General features: G+C 60.3%; 22 protein-coding genes and 2 tRNA genes. 19 read left to right on the forward strand and 5 right to left on the reverse strand.

Going from position 1 to position 22821, the window contains the following annotated elements; genetic code table 11:
• Positions 1 to 88: 88 nt before the first annotated feature.
• Positions 89 to 160, forward strand: a tRNA-Asn gene (locus tag EKM88_RS11525).
• Between the two features lie 167 nt (positions 161 to 327).
• On the opposite strand, the gene EKM88_RS11530 is transcribed toward EKM88_RS11525, so the two are convergent.
• Positions 328 to 969 (reverse strand): NAD(P)-dependent oxidoreductase, encoded by a 642-nt coding sequence (locus EKM88_RS11530; protein WP_125706300.1) that lies wholly within the window; start codon positions 967 to 969, stop codon positions 328 to 330.
• Between the two features lie 151 nt (positions 970 to 1120).
• Here EKM88_RS11530 and EKM88_RS11535 point away from each other — a divergent pair.
• Together EKM88_RS11535 and EKM88_RS11540 are read left to right on the forward strand one after the other, a co-directional pair.
• Positions 1121 to 1193: transfer RNA gene (locus tag EKM88_RS11535), tRNA-Thr, on the forward strand.
• Positions 1194 to 1296: 103 nt separating this feature from the next.
• A complete protein-coding gene (locus EKM88_RS11540; RefSeq protein WP_125706302.1) occupies positions 1297 to 2100 on the forward strand; it encodes a DNA/RNA non-specific endonuclease in 804 nt (267 codons plus the stop codon).
• Between the two features lie 281 nt (positions 2101 to 2381).
• Here the strand turns inward: EKM88_RS11540 and EKM88_RS11545 are convergent, their stop codons facing one another.
• Entirely contained in the window at positions 2382 to 2597 is a 216-nt protein-coding gene (locus tag EKM88_RS11545) for a zinc ribbon domain-containing protein (RefSeq protein ID WP_125706304.1), read from the reverse strand.
• A 5-nt stretch (positions 2598 to 2602) separates the two neighbouring features.
• Entirely contained in the window at positions 2603 to 3031 is a 429-nt protein-coding gene (locus EKM88_RS11550) for a hypothetical protein (protein ID WP_225418477.1), read from the reverse strand.
• Positions 3032 to 3085: 54 nt separating this feature from the next.
• On the opposite strand from EKM88_RS11550, the gene EKM88_RS11555 reads away from it, so the two are divergent.
• The 15 genes from EKM88_RS11555 to EKM88_RS11625 all read left to right on the forward strand — a co-directional run bounded on the left by EKM88_RS11555 (position 3086) and on the right by EKM88_RS11625 (position 20539).
• Positions 3086 to 3574 (forward strand): hypothetical protein, encoded by a 489-nt coding sequence (locus EKM88_RS11555; protein WP_125706306.1) that lies wholly within the window; start codon positions 3086 to 3088, stop codon positions 3572 to 3574.
• Positions 3571 to 4902 (forward strand): 3'-5' exonuclease, encoded by a 1332-nt coding sequence (locus EKM88_RS11560; RefSeq protein WP_125706308.1) that lies wholly within the window; start codon positions 3571 to 3573, stop codon positions 4900 to 4902. Before EKM88_RS11555 ends, EKM88_RS11560 begins: the two co-directional genes overlap by 4 nt.
• A complete protein-coding gene (locus EKM88_RS11565; RefSeq protein WP_125706310.1) occupies positions 4899 to 5129 on the forward strand; it encodes a DUF1858 domain-containing protein in 231 nt (76 codons plus the stop codon). The genes EKM88_RS11560 and EKM88_RS11565 overlap by 4 nt, the downstream gene beginning before the upstream one ends.
• On the forward strand, positions 5122 to 6678 hold the full coding sequence (locus EKM88_RS11570; protein ID WP_125706312.1) for a DUF438 domain-containing protein: 1557 nt from the start codon (positions 5122 to 5124) through the stop codon (positions 6676 to 6678). Before EKM88_RS11565 ends, EKM88_RS11570 begins: the two co-directional genes overlap by 8 nt.
• 107 nt (positions 6679 to 6785) lie before the next feature.
• On the forward strand, positions 6786 to 9056 hold the full coding sequence (gene pcrA, locus EKM88_RS11575) for a DNA helicase PcrA (RefSeq protein ID WP_125706314.1): 2271 nt from the start codon (positions 6786 to 6788) through the stop codon (positions 9054 to 9056).
• 9 nt (positions 9057 to 9065) lie between these two features.
• Positions 9066 to 11054 carry an NAD-dependent DNA ligase LigA gene (gene ligA / locus EKM88_RS11580; RefSeq protein WP_125706316.1) on the forward strand — a complete coding sequence of 663 codons (1989 nt, stop codon included), beginning with the start codon at positions 9066 to 9068 and terminating at the stop codon, positions 11052 to 11054.
• Between the two features lie 11 nt (positions 11055 to 11065).
• Positions 11066 to 12217 carry a CamS family sex pheromone protein gene (locus tag EKM88_RS11585; protein WP_125706318.1) on the forward strand — a complete coding sequence of 384 codons (1152 nt, stop codon included), beginning with the start codon at positions 11066 to 11068 and terminating at the stop codon, positions 12215 to 12217.
• Positions 12218 to 12558: 341 nt separating this feature from the next.
• Complete coding sequence (gene gatC, locus EKM88_RS11590) at positions 12559 to 12855, forward strand: Asp-tRNA(Asn)/Glu-tRNA(Gln) amidotransferase subunit GatC (RefSeq protein WP_125706320.1); 297 nt, start codon at positions 12559 to 12561, stop codon at positions 12853 to 12855.
• A gap of 1 nt (position 12856) precedes the next feature.
• Complete coding sequence (gene gatA, locus EKM88_RS11595; protein ID WP_125706322.1) at positions 12857 to 14314, forward strand: Asp-tRNA(Asn)/Glu-tRNA(Gln) amidotransferase subunit GatA; 1458 nt, start codon at positions 12857 to 12859, stop codon at positions 14312 to 14314.
• Positions 14314 to 15744, forward strand: coding sequence for an Asp-tRNA(Asn)/Glu-tRNA(Gln) amidotransferase subunit GatB (gene gatB / locus EKM88_RS11600; protein WP_125706324.1), 1431 nt, complete (start codon positions 14314 to 14316; stop codon positions 15742 to 15744). The genes gatA and gatB overlap by 1 nt, the downstream gene beginning before the upstream one ends.
• A gap of 137 nt (positions 15745 to 15881) precedes the next feature.
• Positions 15882 to 16898 carry a diacylglycerol kinase gene (locus EKM88_RS11605; RefSeq protein WP_125706326.1) on the forward strand — a complete coding sequence of 339 codons (1017 nt, stop codon included), beginning with the start codon at positions 15882 to 15884 and terminating at the stop codon, positions 16896 to 16898.
• 260 nt (positions 16899 to 17158) lie between these two features.
• Positions 17159 to 18517, forward strand: coding sequence for a 23S rRNA (uracil(1939)-C(5))-methyltransferase RlmD (rlmD, locus tag EKM88_RS11610; protein WP_125706328.1), 1359 nt, complete (start codon positions 17159 to 17161; stop codon positions 18515 to 18517).
• A 195-nt stretch (positions 18518 to 18712) separates the two neighbouring features.
• Positions 18713 to 19204 (forward strand): nucleoside 2-deoxyribosyltransferase, encoded by a 492-nt coding sequence (locus tag EKM88_RS11615; RefSeq protein WP_125706330.1) that lies wholly within the window; start codon positions 18713 to 18715, stop codon positions 19202 to 19204.
• A gap of 35 nt (positions 19205 to 19239) precedes the next feature.
• Positions 19240 to 19944, forward strand: coding sequence for a deoxynucleoside kinase (locus tag EKM88_RS11620; protein ID WP_125706332.1), 705 nt, complete (start codon positions 19240 to 19242; stop codon positions 19942 to 19944).
• A 118-nt stretch (positions 19945 to 20062) separates the two neighbouring features.
• Positions 20063 to 20539 (forward strand): phage tail protein, encoded by a 477-nt coding sequence (locus EKM88_RS11625; RefSeq protein ID WP_125706334.1) that lies wholly within the window; start codon positions 20063 to 20065, stop codon positions 20537 to 20539.
• A 79-nt stretch (positions 20540 to 20618) separates the two neighbouring features.
• Here EKM88_RS11625 and EKM88_RS11630 read toward each other — a convergent pair whose 3' ends face one another.
• The gene (locus EKM88_RS11630) at positions 20619 to 21536 is read right to left on the reverse strand and encodes an SPFH domain-containing protein (protein ID WP_125706336.1); all 918 of its coding nucleotides are present in this window, start codon (positions 21534 to 21536) and stop codon (positions 20619 to 20621) included.
• 55 nt (positions 21537 to 21591) lie between these two features.
• Positions 21592 to 21780: a hypothetical protein gene (locus tag EKM88_RS11635; RefSeq protein WP_125706338.1), complete on the reverse strand. Its 189-nt coding sequence runs from the start codon at positions 21778 to 21780 to the stop codon at positions 21592 to 21594.
• Between the two features lie 209 nt (positions 21781 to 21989).
• On the opposite strand from EKM88_RS11635, the gene EKM88_RS11640 reads away from it, so the two are divergent.
• Positions 21990 to 22721: a GH25 family lysozyme gene (locus tag EKM88_RS11640; protein WP_125706340.1), complete on the forward strand. Its 732-nt coding sequence runs from the start codon at positions 21990 to 21992 to the stop codon at positions 22719 to 22721.
• The last annotated feature ends 100 nt before the right edge of the window (positions 22722 to 22821 follow it).

Consider the following 22821-nt stretch of genomic DNA (forward strand, 5'->3'; position numbering starts at 1 on the left):
AACACAGAAGTTAAGCTTCTCTACGCCGAGAGTAGTTGGTGGGTGACTGCCTGCGAGGGTAGGAAGCTGCCGCGCTTTTTTTGTTTATTCCGGATTAGCTCAGTGGTAGAGCACCTGACTGTTAATCAGGGTGTCGTCAGTTCGAGCCTGACATCCGGAGCTTCTCGCCCCTGCCATGTGCAGGGGCTTTTTGTTGCGAAGAAAAAACGTGACTACCTGGCCCTTATGGCGGGCAGACGCGCGGTGCGCCGGCGCTTGGCACAGGCGCACGAGGTCTCAGCAGACACAAAAACTGGGCCAAGTTTGACGTTGGCCCAGTTTCTTTGCCTAGCGGTTACGTGCGGTCATGCGGGCTTGGTGAAGCGTAGGGTGCGCCAGCTCGTCTAGGAGCGCCAACGCGAGGTTGCCGCTGGACAGAACGGATTGCCGGCCCGAATCTTGCAATAGCGTGTCCGTCCCTCGCACGTAGTCGGTGGCGGGGCCGGCCTGGAAGGTCGCGCTTGGCGAGAAGGCGAGCCAGTTCACGTTGGTTACGTGGCGCAAGAAGTCAAGCTCGAGGGCTTGGTTCTGGGGCGTGGCGATCCATTCCTCGTGATTGGGGAGTTGAACGAGACGGTCGTAGAGTAAGCCACCAGCGGGGTGGGCGAGGCTGGCGGCGCCGGTGATGAACACGAGGCGGGGCGTCTCGGTTTCGCGCAATTCATGAATGAGGTGCGCGGCGAGATCCAAATGCAGGTAGGCCTGGTCGTTCGCAGGCCGAAACGCATCAATGACGACATCAAAGTCGCGCAACTGCGCACGCGTTAGCGTAAAGGCGTCTTGCCGGTGCATGGTGACCGGCCGATCAAACAAGTCAGTGGCGACCTCCGGGTGCCGGACGACCCCCGTGACTTGGTGCCCGCGGTTAAGTGCCTCTTGGGTGATGGCTCGGCCGGCGGTACCGGTTGCACCGATGATTGCAATCTTCATGATCAGCATCCCTTCTTTCAGTATTCATCATACGCAATTAAGTTATCCAAAAGCAAGTGCCCAGGCCGTAATCAGAGGGAAAAAAGGGGTTTACACTGGTGTTTGAGTCCTGTATACTAATTCTTGTTGTTGCGGTAGGCACAACGGATATGCCGTCTTAGCTCAGTTGGCAGAGCACTTCACTCGTAATGAAGGGGTCGCTGGTTCGAATCCAGTAGACGGCAGCGCATTGCGCCAGGTTGAGACCTGAGCGCTTTTTTTGTGACCTGGGCGCGAACAAACGTGCGTTCGCGATATAATGGGTCATCGCACTGAGGAGGGATTTTGATGGCAAGACGACGCCAACGTAAAGTCAGTTTGTTTAGTGCCGTAGCAACCGTGCTGGTAGCAGTGGTCGCATGGGGGTTCAACACCTGGCAGCAGCAGGAGTCAACGGGCAACTCCGCCGGTCAGACGATCGTCGCAACCGATAATCAGGCTACTTATGACAAGCTGGCTAACCTGGATTACGTCAATAACAGTGCCCCGATCGTCACGGTCGATCACAATCGGTCTGGGCTGAACTTGAAAGACTGGCAGGGGCCAAAAATCGATTACGGCAATCTGGACCAGCTTAACCGCACAACGACGGTGACCGGCTATCTCGACCAGCGCACGCTGATTCGCTCCGCGGGGCGGCCCAGCCAAAATTGGGAACCGACAGGCTGGCACAACCGCTACACGATGGTCAATGGGCGCCGTGTGAACCGGCAAAACCGCGGCCACCTGATCGCCTACACGGTGTCGGGCAATCTGGATAGCGAGGGCAATTATCAGGCGGGAGAGCTGGGCTCCAGTGACAACCCGAAGAACCTGGCCAGCCAGACCGAATACGCCAACCAAGTGCTGATGCAGACGTACGAAGAGGCCGTGCGGTCAGCCTTGGCCGCGCAGGCCCAGGTCATTTACAAAGTGACGACCGTGTTTCGCGGCTCGGAGCTGATGCCACGCGGCTACTGGCTCAGGGCCAAGTCGAGCAATGGCGATGTGGATTTTAACGTCTACATTTACAATGTTCAAAATGGGATCAAGTACGATTACGCGACGGGGCGCAGCACGGTTGATGCAAGCGTTGAGGTAAAGCAAGATTAAGCGCGCGGGGGGCCTGTGAGGGCATGACCCGTGGCGGTTTAACGCACACAAAGAGGCTGAGACAAAGCGGTTTTAGCCCAGAGTATAATCAAGGCCTCCTGTAAAACCCGAACTTAGGTTTTGCAGGAGGCCTTGGTTATACGGCTTGCTCTGCTCGTTCGAACGTAGTGAGTTACGAGTAGACATGCGTTAGAAAGGGCGTCGCTTGTTTCGTACTGTCCTAGAATAGTCGCGGTTCATTCTTGGGCCGTTAATTATGTCTCGGTCCCTTTTATGTGCCCTCAGTTATTGCTGATCAAGAAGTCGAGAATATCCATCCCGGCGCTGTTGGTTTGGCGATAGAGCTCGGTGTAGCCACAGCGGGTACAGCTGATGGTCACGAACTTTTTGTTTTGCACGTCGAACAGCTTGGCGAAGTTACCGCCAGTGGCCTGAAATTGGTCGGCTTCGTAGCTGTGATTGCCACATTTGGTGCAGACGTATTGAACGGGTTGCATGGCAGTTATCCTTTCTCTTGGACGGCTTCGTCGCGAAACCGTAACAGTTGTTTGTCCTCGGCGGGTGCAACGATGGGGGAGCCCTGCCAGTAAGTGATGTCAAGGCTGCGGTCAGGGTACTGATGATAGGTGATCTTCAGCGCTTCAAGCGTTCGCTGCATGACGGCCCAGTAGACGGGCTCCGGCGCCGTCTCCAGGCGCGCGGACAGGACGAGCAGGTACTTGACCATTTCCTCAAACAGGTCCTGGGTGAGGCCAATGGTTTGCTTAAAATCAAGGTCGACGTAAAGCAGTTCGCTGGTGTCGCGCACGATGCCGACCGAGTTCAGCGGGAAGCCGCCGAAGTTGCCGGCGTCTTGAAGCGTGTAAACTAGGTGCTTGGCTTGGCCCTTGGTGAAGTCCGGGCGCGCGAACATGAGGTGCCACAAAGCCATAGGATTACCTCCATTCAAAGATGTGCTATGATTATGGGCATTGGAGGCGCAAGTATGAAGAAACTCACGACCATTCTGATCACCTTAGTGGCAGCTGTCACACTCGGTGGCTGCCAGCAGCCGGCGAAAACGCCCACAACGCACAGCACTAAGACGATGATCACTAGTAAGCAGTATACCATAGCGCAGCTGCGGGAACGCTATGTCACCGTCACGGATGTGGCCGTTAAGCCGCTTGACTTGGCCTCGTACAAGCAGCCGGAAGCCAAACTCAAGGCGGCGATCCAAAGCGGCCAAAAAACGCTGGCGCGCGTTCGCTTGACCCTGGTCAGCAACATCACCGAAAAGCCGCTGACGGACGCCCTGTTGAAGTACCTTGATGCGGCCGATCAGATGCTGACCCTGATGACCGGCACCGACCAGACGGCTTATAATGCGGCAGCCAAGGCTTTTTCCACTCAGTGCAGCGCCATCGGCAAGACCTATTTTGGGGGCCAGTTGCCAGATAGTATTGTCAACTACAGCAAGAGGATGAACCCGTGAGCGGTCAGCTGACCCTCGCCGCGCTGCAGGAACAGGTGCAGGCCCCGCTTGAACCGGCAACGTGGCCGATGACGCTGCAAAAGGCGCTTCAGGCACTGGCCCGTTTTGGTGGCGGGCAGCCGGCGCAGGTGTTGGTCACCCCGGTGGCCGCCACCACGGTGGTGCTGGTCAGCGGCTTGTGGCCAAACGCGCTGACGCTGGCTGACCAGCGGCTGGCGGCGCCTGGGTTGGTGCCGACCATCGAGCTGGAGGTCGCTCCGCGCACCGGCGCGCCGGCCGACAAGCTGATTCGGCGGCTGATCGGGGCGTACACGCAGGTGTTACGAGAACCGATGCAGTTGCCACAGACGCTGGTCCCGGCCTGGCCGCGGGTGCGTGCTGTGTTCAATCACCTGTTGGCGCTTCAGGCCGTGTGTCATCAGCTCCGCGTCCCAGAGGGGCCGATCAGTGTGACGCTGCACGGTCCGGTGGCGGCAGAGACGCAGCGCTTGCTACGCCGCGGCGGCGTGCGGCTGGTGCAACAGGCCATGGCGACCCCTTGGCCGCAGGCGTTCAGCCGCACACATACGCTTGCGCCAATCGTGATCGACGGGCAGGGTCGCGCAAGGCCGCGCGCCGATGCGCATCAAAAAGACGATGCGTACCGGCGGGCGCGGACCAAGCCGTTGCGGCACTTTGCGCGGCCGGCGCACCCGGCCTTCGTGACCACGACTGCGCTGGGCCAGCCCAGAACGGTTTGGCCGCAGGACTATACCGTGTTTGACTTAGAGTTCTCCAGTGGGAGTGTCAAGCAGGGGTGGTTTATCACGGAAATCGGCGCGGTGCGCGTGCGAAATGGCCAGATTGTGGCGGCATTCGACCGCTTCGTCAAGATTCCACCGCACCTACAGCTAAACTTGCAGTCGCAGCGGATGACGGGCATCGATGCGCCGCTGTTGATGCGCTACGGTCAGGCCCCTGCAGCCGCGCTTGGCGACTTTCTCGGCTTTGTCGGGGCGGACACGCTGCTGGGCTTTGCCGTGCGCGGTGGGGACCTAGCGGTGCTCAACCGCCAGTTTGACCTGACCCCTGCGGCCGGGCGGGTGCTAGATGTGGCCCAGCTGACGATCGCCAGCGGGCCGATGCCGGGGATGCCCGAGGTGGGGCTCGCCAAGTACCGCGATTACCTCGGGTTGGGCGCGCTGTTGGCTCACGGGGCGATTTACGATGCCGTGACCACCCACGCCTTGTACGCGTACATGAAAAACCAGCCGGTCGCGCCGGCCGCCGTTGTGACCCAGTTACAGCAGGCGATGCGGGCCAACCTGGCCAAAGGAGAAATAAAATGACGTTGATCAGCCTTCACACCCCGGTTCGCGAGCTTGTGGCGGCCAACCCGACCATTGTGCCGGTGATGGTGGCCATGGGGCTCGATGGGGTGACCAACCCGAGCCTGCTGAACACGGTGGGCCGGTTTATGACACTGGAAAAAGGCGCGCGCATGAAGCATATTCCGCTGGCCGCGCTGACGCAGACGCTGGCCGAGAACGGCTTTGAGGTGCAAGCAGATGACTGAGACCCATGCCGTAGATCGCCAGAAGAAGATCGTTCAGATTTTGACCATGCTGCATAATGGCGGCAGCTTTGAGGAAGCCAAGCGGATTTTTGACGCCACCTTCGATGGGGTGGACGTCGCCGAGATCACCGGGGCCGAGCGCGAACTGATCGCTAGCGGCCTCAACCCAATGGAGATCCAGACGCTGTGTAACGTGCACGCGGCCGTGTTCCGCGGCAAGATCAACAATGGGGCCAAGACGCCGATGGAGGAGATCCCGGGCCACCCGGTGCAGGTGATGAAGCTTGAAAACGTCGTACTGATGTCGCTGCTTAACGACGAGCTGCTACCGACGCTCAAGAAGTGGCAGCAAAGCGGCACGGATGCCGCGCTGTTGGCGCGCCTGCAGCACGCACTGACGGATCTCGCGCGCATCGACAAACATTACCTGCGCAAGGAGAACCTGATTTTTCCGCTGATGGACAAGTACGGCATCACGGCCCCACCCAAGGTGATGTGGGGCGTCGATGATGAGATCCGCGGCTGGATCAAGGCGGCGCTGACTGCGGCCAACGATGCGACGACGGACAAGTACGCTGTCGAGGCCGCCATCGAAAAGGCGGCTAAGGAAGTTGATGAAATGGTCTTCAAGGAAGAGGAGATCATGCTGCCGATGGTGCTGGAGGTGTTCACGCCGGCTGACTGGGCGATGGTTCAGCGCGAGTCAGACGCGATCGGCTACACCCTGATCGCCACACCGCTACCGTGGCAGCCCACGGCCGCGGAGCTGGCGCAGCAACCTAAGCCGTCCAAGCTCGCCGCCGAGCTCAACGAAATGGCGCAGGCGCTGGCGGCCAGCCAGGAACTCGGGTCCGCGCGGCCAAAGGTGCCGACCGATGCCGACGTGCTGGCCGAGCTGCACAAGGACACGCCGATGCCCACACTGCCGGCCTCCACACAGGCTGCGCTAGCGCAGGCCAAGGCAGAAGCCGGGCATGACGCCGAGGCTGCCGCGCCGCAGATCCACATCTCCGTGGCCGCCCCCAAGCCCGCAGCGCCGGCTGAGTCACCCGTGCCACCCATGCCGGCTGCTGAGCCGACCCTGGCGGTGCCGGGCACGTCGGGCTCAACCGCCGGGCGCATTGAGATCGACGGCGTGCACCCGGCGCGGGTGCTGCTGCCGACCGGGAGCTTTGACCTCGCGCAGCTGACCAACATGCTGCGCCTGCTACCGCTGGATCTAACCTTCGTGGATGCGACCGATACGGTGCGCTGGTTCTCCGACGCCGGGGACCGCGTGTTCCCGCGCACCACGGCGGTGATCGGCCGCAAGGTGCAGAACTGCCACCCGCCGCGCTCGGTGGATAAGGTCGAGAAGATCCTCGAGGACTTCCACCACGGGCGCGAAACGCACGCCGATTTTTGGATCAACCTGCACGGCGAACGGATGGTGTACATTCGCTACTTTGCCATCACGGATCCGGCCGGCACCTACCTCGGCTGTCTGGAGGTGACGCAAGACATCACCGAGATCCAGCACCTAGAAGGGGAAAAGCGGCTGGGCGATTAACCCAAACTTTTTTGCCCCATGGGCGCGCTTGCAAGGACGAAAACCGCGACACCACGCGGTTTCATCCTTGTGGGCGCGCCTTTGTTGACCGCCGGATATCTGGTACAATGGACGAAGAACTGCGCAACGGAAAGGACGACATTATGGATTCAGCACTCAATGGGATGAACGACAAGCAGCAAGAGGCGGTCCGGCTCACCGAGGGCCCCGTTTTGATTATGGCTGGGGCGGGCTCCGGCAAGACGCGGGTGTTGACGCACCGCATCGCGTACCTGATTGAAGAAAAAGCCGTCAACCCGTGGCGCATTTTAGCCATCACGTTCACCAACAAGGCGGCGCGCGAGATGAAGGAGCGGGTGGCTGGGCTGCTCGACCCTGAACTCGCCCGCGACGTCTGGGTCTCCACCTTCCACGCGCTGTGCGTGCGCATCCTGCGACGCGACATCGAAAAGCTGGGGATGAACCGGGCCTTCACGATCGCGGACCCCGGCGAGCAAAAAACGCTGGTCAAGCACATCCTCGCCGACCAGAACCTCGACCCCAAGCGCTTTGACCCCAAGGCCATCCTAGGCACGATCAGCAACGCCAAAAACGACCTGCTGACGCCTAAGGACTATGAGAAGGCCGCGGCCACCCCGTACGAGCAGGTGGTGGCGGGTGTTTACAAGGAATACCAGCGGCGGCTGCGCAATGACCAGGCGATGGATTTTGACGACCTGATCATGCAGACCATCATCCTGTTCAAGGAAAACCCCGAGACGCTGGAATTTTACCAGCGCAAGTTCCAGTACATTCACGTCGATGAGTACCAGGACACCAACGAGGCCCAGTACCAGCTGGTGCACATGCTGGGCGAAGGGTACCGCAACGTCTGCGTGGTCGGGGATGCGGATCAGAGTATCTACGGCTGGCGTGGCGCGAACATGCAAAACATCTTGGACTTCAAGTCTGATTACCCGGATGCCAAGGTGGTCATGCTGGAGCAGAACTACCGCTCGACCAAGAACATTTTGAACGCCGCCAACGGGGTGATCCAAAACAACAAGACCCGGCAGGTGAAGACGCTTTGGACCGAGAACCAAACTGGCGATAAGATCACGTACTACCGCGCCCAAAACGAAATGGACGAGGCGTTCTTCGTGATCAAGGAAATCGAGGCGCAGATGGCCGAGCACCACCGCAAGTACGGCGATTTTGCCATTTTGTACCGCACCAACGCGCAGTCGCGAACGATCGAAGAGGCCTTCGTCAAGGCTAGCATTCCGTACAAAATGGTCGGGGGGCACCGCTTCTACGACCGCAAGGAAATTCGCGATGCGCTGGCCTACTTCCGGCTGGTGGTCAACCCGGCCGATGACATGAGCTTCAACCGCATCGTCAACGAGCCCAAGCGCGGCATCGGTGCCACGTCGCTGGAGAAGCTGCAAGCTTTTGCCAACCAAAACGGCTGGTCGTTACTGGAGGCCGCGGTAAACGCCGAACTGTCCCCCGTGGGCAGCAAGGGGCGCAAGAGCCTGGCCGAGTTCGGCGCGATGATCCAAAAGCTGGCCGCTAAGCGCGCGACCACTTCGATCACCGGGCTGATGGAAGCAATTCTGGATGAGACTGGGTACTTGCCGACCCTACGCCGCCAAGACAGCGTGGAGGCCGACACCCGCATCGAAAACCTGCAGGAACTTTTGTCCGTGACCCAGCAATTTGACGCCAAGTACGAGCCCGAGGATGAGGATTCGGACATCTTTGTCGACTTTTTGGCTGAGCTGTCGCTACTGTCGGACCAAGACGACGTGGAAGAGGACGCGCAGGAGGTCACGATGATGACCCTGCACGCGGCCAAAGGGCTGGAGTTTCCGGTCGTGTTCCTGGTCGGGATGGAAGAGGGCCTCTTCCCGCTGTCACGGGCGGCCGCCGATGAAACACAGCTGGAGGAGGAGCGCCGGCTGGCGTATGTCGGCATCACGCGCGCCAAGCGCAAGCTGTACTTGAGCAACGCGTACGGCCGCATGCTGTACGGCCAGCGTCAGAATAACCCGGAAAGCCGCTTCATCACTGAGATCGATGGCGAGCTGCTGGAATGCGCCGGTCAGGCGCAACCGAAGTCGGACATTCCGTTCATCAACCGCACCCAGCGGGCCGTCACCCCAACCTACACGCGCCACCCGGTCGGCACCAAGGCGACCGTGGTCAAACCCGCGACCACTGCGGCCGGCAAAACCGCGTGGGCGGTGGGCGACAAAGCCGAGCACCGTAAGTGGGGCGTCGGCACGGTGGTCAAGGTCACCGGCAGCGGCGACGACCAGGAGCTTGACATTGCCTTTCCGGCTCAGGGGGTGAAGCGGCTGTTGACCGCGTTTGCCCCGATCGTGAAGCAAAACTAGGAGGACGACATGGCAGAATCTAAAGCGGCACAAGTGCGGGCGCTGGTCGACCAGCTGAACGGCTGGCGGCGCGCCTATTACACCGAAGACGCCCCGGTGGTGGAGGATCACGTGTACGATGCGGCCTACCGCGCGTTGCAAGCGCTGGAGGCGACGGACCCGGACCTGATTTTGCCCGATTCGCCCACGCAGGCGGTCGGGGATGTGGTGCTGCCTGACTTTACGAAGGTGCCACACCCGCTTCCGATGCTCTCGATGGGGGATGTGTTTTCCCTGGACGAGCTGACTGACTGGGCGGCACGCCTGGAAGCCGGGGTGGCCCAGCCGGTCGACTACCACGTGGAGCTTAAGATCGATGGACTTTCCCTGGCGTTGGTGTACGAAAACGGCCAGCTCGTTCAGGGCTCGACCCGCGGTGACGGGAACATCGGCGAGGACGTGACCGCCAATGTCCGGACTATCAAGGACATTCCGCAAACCCTGGCTGAGCCGCTGAGCTTGGAGGTGCGCGGGGAGTGTTACATGCCCAAGGCGGCGTTCGCTCAGCTCAACGCGGCGCGCGAGGCCGATGGCGCCAGCACCTTCGCCAACCCGCGCAACGCGGCAGCCGGTAGCCTGCGTCAGCTCGACCCCAAGGTGACCGAACAGCGCCAGCTGGCGACGTTCATGTACACGCTGATCGACCCGGCGCAGTACGGGGTCACCACCCAGCACGAGGCCATCGCGTTCATGCAACGGCTCGGATTTGCCACCAATCCCTCAAGCGTGGTCGCGACGGATCTATCCGCGATCGACGCGTACATTACGGCCCAAACCGCCGACCGGGACACCTTAGCGTACGGCATCGACGGCATTGTGGTGAAGGTCAATGACCTGGCGCTCCAGGCGCAACTCGGCAACACGGTCAAGGTGCCGCGCTGGGAGATCGCCTACAAGTTCCCGCCGGAAGAGGCGGCGACCGTCGTGCAAGACATCGAGTGGACCATCGGCCGCACCGGCGTGGTAACGCCCACCGCCGTGATGACGCCGGTGGCGCTGGCGGGGACCACCGTGGCGCGCGCCAGCCTGCACAACGTCGACTACATTCAGGCCAAAGACATTCGCATTGGCGACACCGTGATGCTGCACAAGGCCGGGGACATTATCCCTGAGGTCTCCCAGGTGGTGCTGGCGAAGCGCCCAGCGGCCAGCGTGCCGGCGCCGATCCCGGCCAACTGCCCCTCGTGTGACCAGCCGCTGGTGCACCTGGATGACGAGGTGGCCCTGCGGTGCATCAACCCAATGTGTCCGGCGCAGGTGCAAGAGCAGCTGACCCATTTTGCCTCCCGCAACGCGATGAACATCGACGGGCTGGGCCCGAAGATCATCGCGCAGCTGCAGGCTTTGGGGCTCGTCCAGGACGTGGCCGACCTGTACACGCTGACGGCGGCGGACCTGAGCGTCCTCGACAAGTTCAAGGAGAAGTCCGTTAATAATTTGTTAAAGGCCATCGCCAACAGTCGGCAAAATTCGGTGGAACGCCTACTATTTGGGTTAGGCATTCGCCACGTTGGCAGTAAGGCCGCGCGCATTCTGGCCGAACACTTCGGGGACCTTGACCACCTGATGACTGCGGCGGTCGAAGACGTGGCCGAGATCAAGGGCATCGGCCCGATCATCGCGGACTCGGCGGTGACGTATTTCCGCACCGAGGCCGTGCACACGCTTGTGGCGGCGTTGCGCCAGGCCGGCGTCAACCTGACCTACAAGGGGCAGGTCGTCGCGGCAGACGGCGCGTTTGCTGGGCAAACGCTGGTGGTCACGGGGAAGTTCACCGCCTTTTCGCGCCCTGAGCTGACCGCCAAGCTGACGGCGCTGGGCGCCAAGGTGACCGGCTCGGTTTCGAAAAAAACCGACCTGCTGATCGCGGGTGAGGCGGCGGGGTCCAAGCTGGCCAAGGCGCAAAGCTTGGGTGTGCCGGTGATGGACGAGGCCGCACTGTTGGACAAGTTGCAATAAAGGAGCACTTCATGAAGAAATTTTGGACGGCGAGTCTGCTGTTGCTTGCGACGCTGGCATTGGCGGCGTGTGGCAAGCTGAGCTTCAACGACACAAGTACCACCAGCAGTGGCACTAAGACCGAAAGCTACCAGACCACAGGCACCGTGAATGATGCCCTCTACCAAGGCGTGATCAAAAACGGGCGCTACCAGATTTCTAGTGCGCGCGGGTTGACCATTCAGCAGAACACGCAGGGGGGCAACAACTTCAACGTCAAAAGCATGGAAACCGGCCTCACGAACCTGGCGCAGAAACAGTTTTCGACCAGCAAGTACGTTTTCCAGGAAGGGCAGCTGATCACGACCGCCACCGCGAAGTCCTGGCTGGCACGTAAGACCGATAAGAATGCGGACGGCCTCAACCCTGAAGACAACGGTCAGGAGGACGCGGACAAGCGTGCGCCGATGTACCTGCAAAGCTTGGTCGAGCAGGACTTCATGACGCAGGATGGCAGCAACCTGAAGCTAGGCGGCATCGCCATCGCGCTGGCGCTCAACGAGTACGATTACTACCAGAAGGTCAAGTACGGGGCGACCTACACGACCACGATCGACCAGACGAAGCTGGCCGAGGAAGGCAAGCAGATCGCCGCCAAAGTCGTCGCGCGACTGCGCAAGATGGACGGCGTCAGCGCCGATATCCCGATCATCGTAGGGCTGTACCGCAATGCGGCACGAGATTCGTTGGTCGGCGGCGTCTTTTTCGCCGAAGCCACCGCCGCCAGTGGCGACAGCCTTGGCAGCTGGACCAACATTGACCAGCAAAACGAGGTCTTGCCGGTGATCGACAATAAAAAACCGATCAATTCGACTGTGGCCACCGACTTTAACAGCTTCACCACCCAGATCGAGAACTTCTTCCCGACTCTGGCCGGGGTGACTGCGCAGACCCATTACGAAAACGGGGCGCTGACAGGGATGAACATCACCATTAACACCCAGTTCTACGGCGAAACCGAGATCGAGAGCTTTACCCAGTACGTCGGCACCACCGCCAGCAAGTACCTGCCGAGCGGTGCCAAGATCGAGATCACGGTGCAGGCCACCCAGGGCATCCAAGCCTTCCTGGCACGCGAGAGCGGGGCCAAGGACTTCACCACCCACGTCTTTGGGAGCTACTGAGGCCGGCTAATTCAGATAATCGTGCGCCCCACCATGAGCCCCCGGACCTCGAGGGCTGACGGTGGGGCGCCTTTTTTGTCGGGGCAATTTGCTGACTCACGCGGCGAGACAATGAGGCAGTGGGGGTGGCTGGCGGCGCTGGTTGCGCGGGCCTGCGCCAAGTATTTCCGAATCACCCGAGCGCTGGTGCGCCGCAAACCTTACGATCGCGCAGAATTTTTTAAGTTGTTCACGATCGGCGGCCGGCGGGCTTTGTTTTGCCGCAAACCGAGGCGGGATTTATGGTAAACTAGTCAAGAATACGGGCTGGTTGGCCAGCCTAAGAGGAAAGTAGGGATCAAATGATTACCAAAGATAGCGTCGCGCATGTTGCCGAACTCGCGCGGCTTGAATTCTCCGAGGAAGAACTGCAACAGTACACCGCGCAGCTCGATGAGATCTTGACCATGGTCGACCAGCTTGAAACCGTGGATACCACCGGCGTGCCGGTGACAACGCAAAGCATCCACTTGCAAAATGTGATGCGTGCGGACGTGGCAGAACCGGCCACGGCCACCGAGGCGCTGTTCAAAAACGTTCCAACCAAGAAGGGCACGCTGATCCAAGTGCCAGCCATCATCGACAAGGAGGAGGACTAGCGTGAACTACTTCAACACAGATATCCAAGCGACGCATGACGCGCTGGTCAGCGGCGCCCAAACCGCCAGTGACCTGGTCGCGGCCACCTACGCCAACATTGCGACCACCGATGCCAAGATCGACGCGTTCCTGGCGCTGAATCCTGATGAGGCTAAGGCGCAAGCGGCGGCGCTGGACGCGGCCGGCATTGCGGCCGACCAGCCACTAGCCGGGGTGCCGGTGGCCATCAAGGACAACATTCTGACGGACGGGCTGACCACCACCGCCGCCTCCAAGATCCTGGCCAACTTTGAGCCGATCTACGATGCTACGGTCGTCACCAAGCTCAAGGAAGCAGGCGCCATCAACGTCGGCAAGCTGAACCTGGACGAGTTTGCGATGGGCTCCTCCACCGAAAACTCCGGCTTCAAGGTGACCAAAAACGCGTGGGATCAGTCCCGCGTGCCGGGCGGTTCCTCAGGCGGCTCCGCTGCCGCAGTTGCCTCTGGGCAGGTGTTGCTGGCCTTGGGGACCGATACCGGGGGCTCGATTCGCCAGCCGGCCGCCTTTAACGGTATCGTCGGGCTCAAGCCGACATACGGCCGGGTCTCGCGCTGGGGCGTGATCGCCTTTGCCTCCAGCCTCGACCAGGTCGGCACCCTGACGCGCTCCGTCAAGGACGCGGCGCTGGGCCTGAACGTCATCGCCGGGCACGACGAAAAGGACCCGACCACGGCTGATGTGCCGGTGCCGGACTTCACCGAGAAGCTCGGCCAAAGCATCCAAGGCCTGAAGATCGCCTTGCCTGAGGAGTACCTGGGTGAGGGGATCGACCCAGCTATTCGGACCAAAATCGAGGCGGCAGCTGAACAACTGCGCGCGCTGGGGGCGACGGTGGACACCGTCAGCCTGCCGCACACCAAGTACGCGGTGCCGGCCTACTACATCATCGCCAGCTCCGAGGCCAGCTCCAACCTGCAGCGCTTCGATGGCATTCGCTACGGCTTCCGCGCTAAGGACGTCAAGAACCTGACCGATGTTTACGTGAAGTCGCGCTCTGAGGGCTTTGGCCCCGAAGTGAAGCGCCGCATCATGCTGGGCACGTTCAGCCTCAGTGCCGGGTTTTACGATGCATACTTCAAGAAAGCGGCGCAGGTGCGCACGCTGATCACCCGTGACTTTGAGCAGGTCTTCGCGAACTACGACCTCGTGATGGGGCCGACCACACCAACGCCGGCGTTCAAGATCGGCGACAAGGTGACCGATCCGTTGACCATGTACATGAACGACATCCTAACCATTCCGGTGAACTTGGCCGGACTACCAGCGGCCTCGATCCCCGCCGGGTTCGTGGATGGCCTGCCGGTGGGCTTGCAGCTGATCGGCAAGTCGTTTGACGAGGCGACCATCCTGCAGGTGGCGGATGCCTTTGAGGCCGAGAATGACTACCTCGCCCAGATCCCAGGAGGTGCGCAATAATGAATTTTGAAACCACCATCGGGCTTGAAGTCCATGTTGAGCTGAAAACCAACTCCAAGATGTACTCACCGTCACCGGTGTCTTACGGTGCGCAGCCGAACACGGAAACCAACGTGATCGACTGGGGCTTCCCGGGCGTTTTGCCCAGCATCAACAAGGGCGCCTACAGCTACGGCATCATGGTCGCGTTGGCGCTACACGCGGACATCACGCGCGACACACACTTTGACCGGAAGAACTACTTCTACCCGGACAACCCGAAGGCCTACCAGATCACCCAAAGCGAAACGCCGCTGGCCACCAACGGTTACATCGAGATCGACGTCGATGGCAAGAAGAAGCGCATCGGCATCCACGAGCTGCACGTTGAGGAAGACGCCGGGAAGAACCAGCACGAAGATGACGGCTACTCCTATGTCGACCTGAACCGGCAGGGGACGCCGCTGATCGAAATCGTGTCCGAACCCGACATCGCCAGCCCCGAGGAAGCCTACCAGTACCTTGAGCAGTTGCGTCAGATCGTGCAGTTCACCGGGGCGTCTGACGTCAAGATGGAAGAGGGCTCGATGCGGGTGGACACCAACCTGTCCGTTGCCCCGATCGGCGCCGACAAGTACGGCACCAAGACCGAGATCAAGAACCTGAACAGTTTTGTCCATGTGCGTGACGGCTTGGCCTACGAGCAAAAGCGTCAGGCGCAGCTCTTGATGGCCGGCGGCGCCGTGCGCCAGGAAACGCGGCGCTGGGACGTCGACAAGAAGGAAACCATTCTGATGCGGGTCAAGGAAGGCGCGGATGATTACCGTTACTTCCCGGAGCCGGACCTGCCGCCGGTGCACGTCTCTCAGGCCTGGATCGATGAAGTGGCAGCCAGCCTGCCGGAAGCGCCGGCCAAGCGCCGGGCGCGCTACGTCGACAGCTGGGGCATCCCGGCCTATGACGCCGGCGTGTTGACCACCACGCTTGAGATGGCGAACTTCTTTGAGGCCACCGTGGCCGCTGGGGCGGACGCTAAGCTGGCGTCCAACTGGTTAATGGGCGAAGTGTCCGGTTACCTGAACGCGCAGCACGCCGAGCTCAAGGACGTGGCGCTGACGCCGGTGCACCTGGCCGCGATGATCACCCTGATTGAGGACGGCACCATTTCCAGCAAGATCGCTAAGAAGGTCTTCAAGCAGATCATCGAGAACGATACGGATCCAAAAGCCTGGGTGGAAGAGAAGGGCCTAGTTCAGCTGTCCGATCCGGCCGTCTTGATCCCGATCATTGACGCGGTGCTGGACGACAACCAACAGAGTATCGATGACTTCCACAACGGGAAGGACCGCGCGGTGGGCTTTTTGGTCGGCAAGATCATGCAGCAGACGCACGGTAAGGCGAACCCGAAAGTGGTCAACCAGATCCTGATGGGTGAGCTGCAAAAGCGTTAAGCTTGCGATTGTGACAAGTTGCACGTATTCGCTTGCCACCGCGCCCTGCTATCGAGTAGAGTGTTAGAGAGAACCCGGCGCTGAGGCGGCGGAGAGAGAATCGCACCGCTTGCCGGTGCATAAGGAGCGACCTGACCATGGTGCAACGCGCACGTTTAATTTATAACCCGACCAGCGGCAACGAGGGCATGAAGCGCTACGTCGCCGACATTCTGGCGGTGATGGAGGCCGCGGGCTACGAAGCCAGCGCCTACCAAACCACCCCGGCCCCGTTTGCGGCCAAAAAAGAGGCCGCCCGCGCCACCGAGGCCGGGTTCGATCTCATTGTGGCCGCCGGTGGGGATGGCACCATCAACGAAGTCGTTAACGGGGTGGCGCCGTACGAGCAGCGCCCGAAGATGGCGATCATTCCGGCCGGGACGACCAACGACTACGCGCGCGCGTTGCGCATTCCCCGCGAAGACCCTGTGGCTGCGGCCAAGATCATCCTCAAGGGCCAGACACTGAAGATGGACATCGGCCAGGCCAACAATCACTACTTCATGAACATCGCGGCTGGGGGGATGCTGACGGAGCTGACCTACGCGGTGCCGTCCGAGTTCAAGTCGATTTTTGGCTACTTCGCCTATGTCCTCAAGGGCGCCGAGATGCTGCCGGGCGTGCGCTCCGTGCCGCTCCATCTGGAGTTTGACGACGGCACCTACGATGGGCCAGCGTCCATGTTTCTGCTGGCGATGACCAATTCCATCGGCGGCTTCGAGCAGATCGTGCCAGACGCCAGCCTCGGCGATGGCAAGTTCTCGCTGATCGTGGTCAAAACAGGGAACCTCGGCGACATGCTGGTCCTGATGGCCAAGGTCCTGAACGGCGGCAAGCACGTCGATGACGCCAACATCATCTACGCCAAAACCGCCAAGCTGGTCGCCACGCGCACCGACGGGGAAGAGATGAAGATCAACCTCGATGGCGAGTACGGCGGCAGCGCGCCGATGACCTTCGTCAACCTGAAGCAGCACATCGAAATGTACGCCAACGTTGCCGAGATCCCGCAAAAGAACCTCGGCCCCGACACCGAAGCCAAAACCGCCTACATGGCCGAAGTCGAAAACATCTCCCAACAAGATGTCGACGGCAACGGGAAGATCGGCGAGTAACGAAAGCACAGCCTCACCCCGAGTGTGATCGGAGTGGGGCTGTTTTGATCTGAATGCGCTCAGCCGCCCTAGGGGGTGTTTTAAAAACGCTGCTTAGCACGTATTTTGATACTTGTTGGTTCGCAAACATAACCAGTTCAGCGGAAGTGTGAGTTATTCATAATCGGAGGACGGAGGTTTATCGCACGCCCGCGTGAAATTGCTTTTTGGCGGGGAGTCTGTTAAAGTCTATTGTCAGAATGCAATCAAGGAGGTACCGCATGGCGAAAGCACCGGTAGCGAAGAATCAGGAAATGACGGTCACCATCGACGACCTAACGTACGAGGGGATGGGAGTGGCTAAGGTGGCGCACTACCCGCTGTTCGTGGAAGGGGCCCTGCCCGGCGAAGAAGTGCGCGTGCGCATCGTGAAGGCGGAGAAAAAGTACGCCTTCGCGCGATTGGAAGAAGTGCTGGTGGCCTCGCCAGACCGCGTGGCGCCCAAGGCCAAGGCTTACGCCCAAACCGGCATCGCGCCGCTGCAGCACCTGGCGTACCCGGCCCAACTGGCCTTCAAGCAGCACCAGGTCGAAACGCTGTACCAAAAGGCGCACCTGACCATTCCCGTGCGGCCGACGCTGGGGATGACCACGCCCAGCGGCTACCGGAACAAGGCACAGATCCCGGTGCGCATGGTCAATGGTGAGCTGACCACCGGGTTTTATAAGCGGCGCAGTCACGACTTGCTGCCACTGGAAGACTTTTATATTCAGGACCCGCACATCGACCACGCGGTGCTGGTGGTGCGCGATCTGCTGCGCCAGTTCCAGGTGCCGGCGTACGACGAGGCGACCAACAGCGGCGTGATCCGCCATATCATGGTGCGGCGTGGTTACTACTCCAAGCAGATGATGATCGTTTTGGTCAGCCGCACCTGGGTGATCCCGCACCTGGACGAGCTGATGGCCGGCATCACCGCGGCCCTGCCTGAGGTGACCAGCCTCATGCTGAACCTGAACGACCAGGCGACCAACGTGATCTTGGGCAAAAAGACCCGCACGCTGTTCGGCCAAGACTACCTGGAAGACCAGCTACTGGGCAGCACCTTCCGCATCAGCCCGCTGAGCTTCTATCAGGTCAACCCGACCCAAACAGAGGTGCTGTACACCGAGGCAGTGCGTGCCGCGGGTCTGACCGGGCAGGAAACCGTCATTGATGCGTACTCCGGCATCGGGACCATCAGCCTGACTATGGCGAAGCACGCCAAGCAGGTGTACGGCGTCGAGGTCGTGCCTGAGGCCGTTAAGGATGCGCAGACGAACGCGCGGCTGAACGGGCTGACCAATGTGGACTTCGTGCTGGGCAAGGCCGAGGACGTGATGCAGGACTGGCAGGCGCAAGGCCTGACCGCAGATGTTCTGATGGTGGATCCGCCGCGCAAGGGCTTGGCCCCGTCGTTTATCGCCGCGGTGGGCAAGATGCTACCACCTAAGGTAGTGTACGTGTCCTGCAACCCGGCCACGCTGGCGCGCGACATCGCGGCGCTGCAAGCGTTCGGCTACCGGGCAACGGCCACCCAGCCGGTGGACATGTTCCCGCAAACCACCTCGATCGAATCGGTGACTGTGCTCACTCGCTAGAATAAATGAAGACGCATCGTCCCTGTGACGGTGCGTTTTTTATACTACATAAGGGACTGATTAGGATGCATCCCACAATATCTGGTCACCACCCGCAAAAATAATTTTGTCGGCCGCCGCCAAACCCATTCAATCGCGCCGGCCTTTCTGGTATGATTGACCGTGACAGTTTTTGTCCCAAAGGAGGCCCATCGAATGTCAGATAACAGTCAAAAGCGGGTGCCGCTGACCAAGGTGTACTTGGGGAGCCCCTGGTTCAACCCGGTCCAAAAAGCGCGGGTGACCGCGGCCAAGGCGGCGCTTGACGCCAACGATACCGTGGCTATCGTCCACTTCCCATTCGATTGGGAGTACCACGATGAGGTCGTCACGGCGGAACAGATGGATCGCATCTGGATCGATGCGACGTACCAAAACGACCTGTCGGCGATGGCGACTGCTGATGTGGGGGTCTTTTTGTATGACCTGGATGAGGAAGACCCAGGCTGTGCGTTTGAGATCGGCTTCCTGCGCGCACTACATAAACCCGTGGTACTGGTACCACTGGCCAAGGACCTGACGGATAAGAAGCTGAACCTGATGTTGGCGGCCGGCACCACCACGTTCGTGGATGGCATTGCGGCGCTTGAACAGTTCAACTTCAACCACCTGCCAAGCGAACCGGCGCACCCGTTCCCCGTATTCTAACTGTGACTTGCATTCATTAAAGGAGACATGAACTTATGATTTATATTCTTGGCAGTATCGGCGCTGGTAAGACATCTCTGACCCGCCTGTTATCCGAAGACTTGGGCACCCCGGCGTACTACGAAGACGTTGAAGGCAACGGGATGATCGCCAACATGCTCAAGAAGTTTTACGATGCCGGGGCAGACAGCCGCAAGACGACGGGGACCATTTTGCAGATCGCCTTTTTGACCTTCCGCTACCAGCAGCTCAAAAAGGCCATCATGCAGGAGAATGCGGTGATGGACTCGTCATTGGAATCCGATTTTGTCATGGCGTCGCAGCTGCACAAGAACGGTGAGATCGACGACGTGGACTTCAATATCTACGTGACGCTCAGCCAGGAAATGCAGGCCAACGTCAACGGCAGTCCGTGGAACGGGATGCCGGATCTCGCGATTTACCTCAAAATCGACCCGGAACACGAAATCGAAGAGATCCAGGGCCGCGGCCGTGAGATGGAAGACATTCGCGATAAGCCGGAGCTCGTGGCCTACTACAACCGCGTCAACCAGGCCTACCGCGAGTGGGCGAAGGGTTACACACGCTCCAGCATCATCACGATCGACCGCGACCAGTTCGACTTTGTCAACGACCACACCGACCGCAACGCAGTGCTGGATCAGATCGAAGGCAAGCTGGTTGAACTCGGCAAGCTCGCACCAAAGCGCTTCGAGGCCATCAAGGCGGCGCGCGCATAAGCAAGTCAATCACGGGCCATCCCAGTCGTGGGGTGGCCCGTTTGGGTGAACGCCGGGGTTGACCCCTGTGACCAGCCGTTGTATCGTGGACGAATCAAACGAAAGCGGGGATAACAAGATGACCGAGCCAGTTGATTTCAAGCAGGTGAGCACAAGCGGCCTGACCAGCTCGCCGGTGGCACCGGCGCTAGCGGGGCTGCGGGCGAACGAGGCGCGCTATTTCTGGAACAAGTACAAGGTGCCGTTCACCACGTTCCCGGCCGCGGCCCATCCAGCGGTCATTGCGTATGTGAACGCGATCCTGGCTGAGAAGGCCCTGACACTGACCGCGGCACCGCTGGAAGTGGCGCAGGAACGCGTGGCCGGCATCGTGTGGACCTATGTGTTCTATGAAGACGGGTTGGCGCTGAACATCTTGTACACCGAAGCAGATGGCGGCAAGCGCGCTGTGGGGCTGAAACTGGCCGAGGGCATGGCGGTGCCGGCGGCCTTGGCGGACAAGTTCAAGTTCGCGCACCAGAAGTCCAAGCTCGCCGGCGTCATTCGCGGCAGCTACTTCGTCATCAAGGGCACCTACACCGCGCCAACGCTTTAACCGCGCGGGGATAGGGGAATAACCAACGAAAAAACAGGGGCCGCAACGAAATTTCGTTGCGGCCCCTGTTGGGTCTGCGTTACTTGTTCTTGGTGGCGTCAAGCAACTTGCCGACGGCCGGGAGCTGACCCAGCGAGTCGATGGCGGTGCTTGGCATGACCACGGTGTTGGACTGACCCTTGGCCAGTTCCTCCAGCGCTTCGACGTTCTTGTACTTGAGGTACATGTCGCCGTTTTGCGCCAGCCCGGCGTTGATCGAGTTGATCTGGTCCTTGACCGCTTCGGCGATCAGACGCTGGGACTCGGCTTTACCTTGCGCTTCCAGGATCTGGGTCTGCTTGTTGGCTTCGGCCTGCAGGATGTCGGCTTGCTTTTCCCCTTCGGCCTTGGCGATGGCGGACTGCTTCAGCCCTTCCGCTTCCATGATGTTGGCTTCCTTTTCACGTGAAGCCCGCAGCAGTTTGTTCATGGACTCCTGAATGGTCTTGTCGACCTGAATGGAGTCGATGTTAACGCGGTCCACGTTCAGGCCGTAGCCGGCGGTGGTGGCAGCGATCTGCTGGAACAGGGTCTGGTTAATGGTTTCGGTGCCGTTCAAGACATCGTTCAGGTCCATGTTCCCGATGATCCCACGCAGGTTGGCGCGGGTGTCTTGCACCATGGACAGCACGGAGTCTTTATTTTGGTAAACGTAGGCGTTGACGTCGGTGATGTGGTACTTCAGGGTCTCGGAGATCCGGACGACCACGTTATCCTTGGTGATCACTTCCTGCTCGTCAACCTTGAGTGGGATCTGCTTCATGTTGACGATCTCGGTGATGCGGTAGATGACCGGTAGCACCACGTGGAACCCTGGCTGCAGGGTTTGAACGTATTTCCCTAACCGCTCAACGATCCCAACTTCCCCGGTGTGGATGATCGCCACACTGCTCAGTAACATGACGATCACTGCAATCACCACAATGGCGATGACTGCCCATAACACAATTTGTCCCATGAAAACTCCTCCTTATTGCGCTGAGTTCGCGCGATTGGCCAAGTGTTGCTATGTTCTAGTACTGTAACTCGCGGTCCAGTCGGCGAACGCGCAGGCCAAGCGCGCTGGCGCCGACAATGACGACCGCATCGCCAGGTTGCGCGGTGTCCAACACGCTGAAGTGGTAGTGAATGCCGTACAAGACGACCTCATCCCCGGTGGGGGGAAGGGTGAAAACCGTCCCGATCAGTCGCTCATCTAGCATGTGCTTCCCTCCGCTTGCGTTGTTGGCGTGCGCCTACCCTTATGATAAGGCTTACCTGCGATTGAGACAATTGTAAATCCTCTGGCGCAGACAGAATCGGTCCTTGGACTGATTTTGCGCCGGCCCTTGCGGCTGAGTGGGTCGCTGGGCTGGCGGTGCTGGTATCATCCGGCGGAGTTGGTTATAATCGACCACAGACAACTAAGGGAGTGAGCAGGATCAGACGACACGTTCGACCGATTTATTCGGATACCTACGCGAAACGGCGCAAGTGGCTGACGGCCGCGGGCGTGGCCGTGGGGCTACTACTGCTGGTGGCGGCAGGGGTGGGCTGGCACTGGTGGCAGGCGCGGCGCGGGGTGGCTCAGTACGCCGTTAAGGGCGTGGTGCTTTCGCAGGCCGATGGCTACCAGGACTTCTCGGTGCTCAGCGCGGCTGGCGTGGATTTTGCCTACCTCAAGGCCACGCAAGGCGCCAGCTTCTTTGACGATGATTTCACCCCAAACTATGACCGCGGGCGCGGCAGCGCAGTGCGGCTGGGCGTGTATCACTACTTCAGCTTCGATTCCGCGCCCGAGGCACAGGCGGCGCACTTTGTTGCGAAGGTCGGCAAGGACCTCGGGACGCTTCCGGTGGGGCTTTATGTGACCTACTACGGCGCGTACGCGAAGAACCCGCCCGCAGCCAGTACCCTGCGCGCCCAGCTGACGCGCTTCATCACCACGCTGCACCAGGCAACTGGCAAAACCGTGGTGCTGATGGGCAGTCCGAGCGTGCTGGCGGCCTGCCAAGGACTGGACAGTCACATCGCGCGCTGGGTGATCAGCGACCAGCGTCCCAAGCAGGCGGCCTACTGGCAAACTGGGACATGGCGCTTGGATGGGGCGGACTACACCGCCGCAGCCTTTACGGGCAGTCAGCGCGCGTTTGACCAGCAGTGATCGCCGCAACACGCGGGTCTCACCGCACCAAAACGAGCCACCGCAGACCTTGGCGGTGGCTCGTTTTGTGGCTCGGGGTGGTGCTTTTGGGCGGCCGATT

Origin of the sequence: Lacticaseibacillus daqingensis (genome assembly GCF_003946115.1) — a bacterium.
Classification (GTDB): Bacteria; Bacillota; Bacilli; order Lactobacillales; family Lactobacillaceae; genus Lacticaseibacillus; species Lacticaseibacillus daqingensis.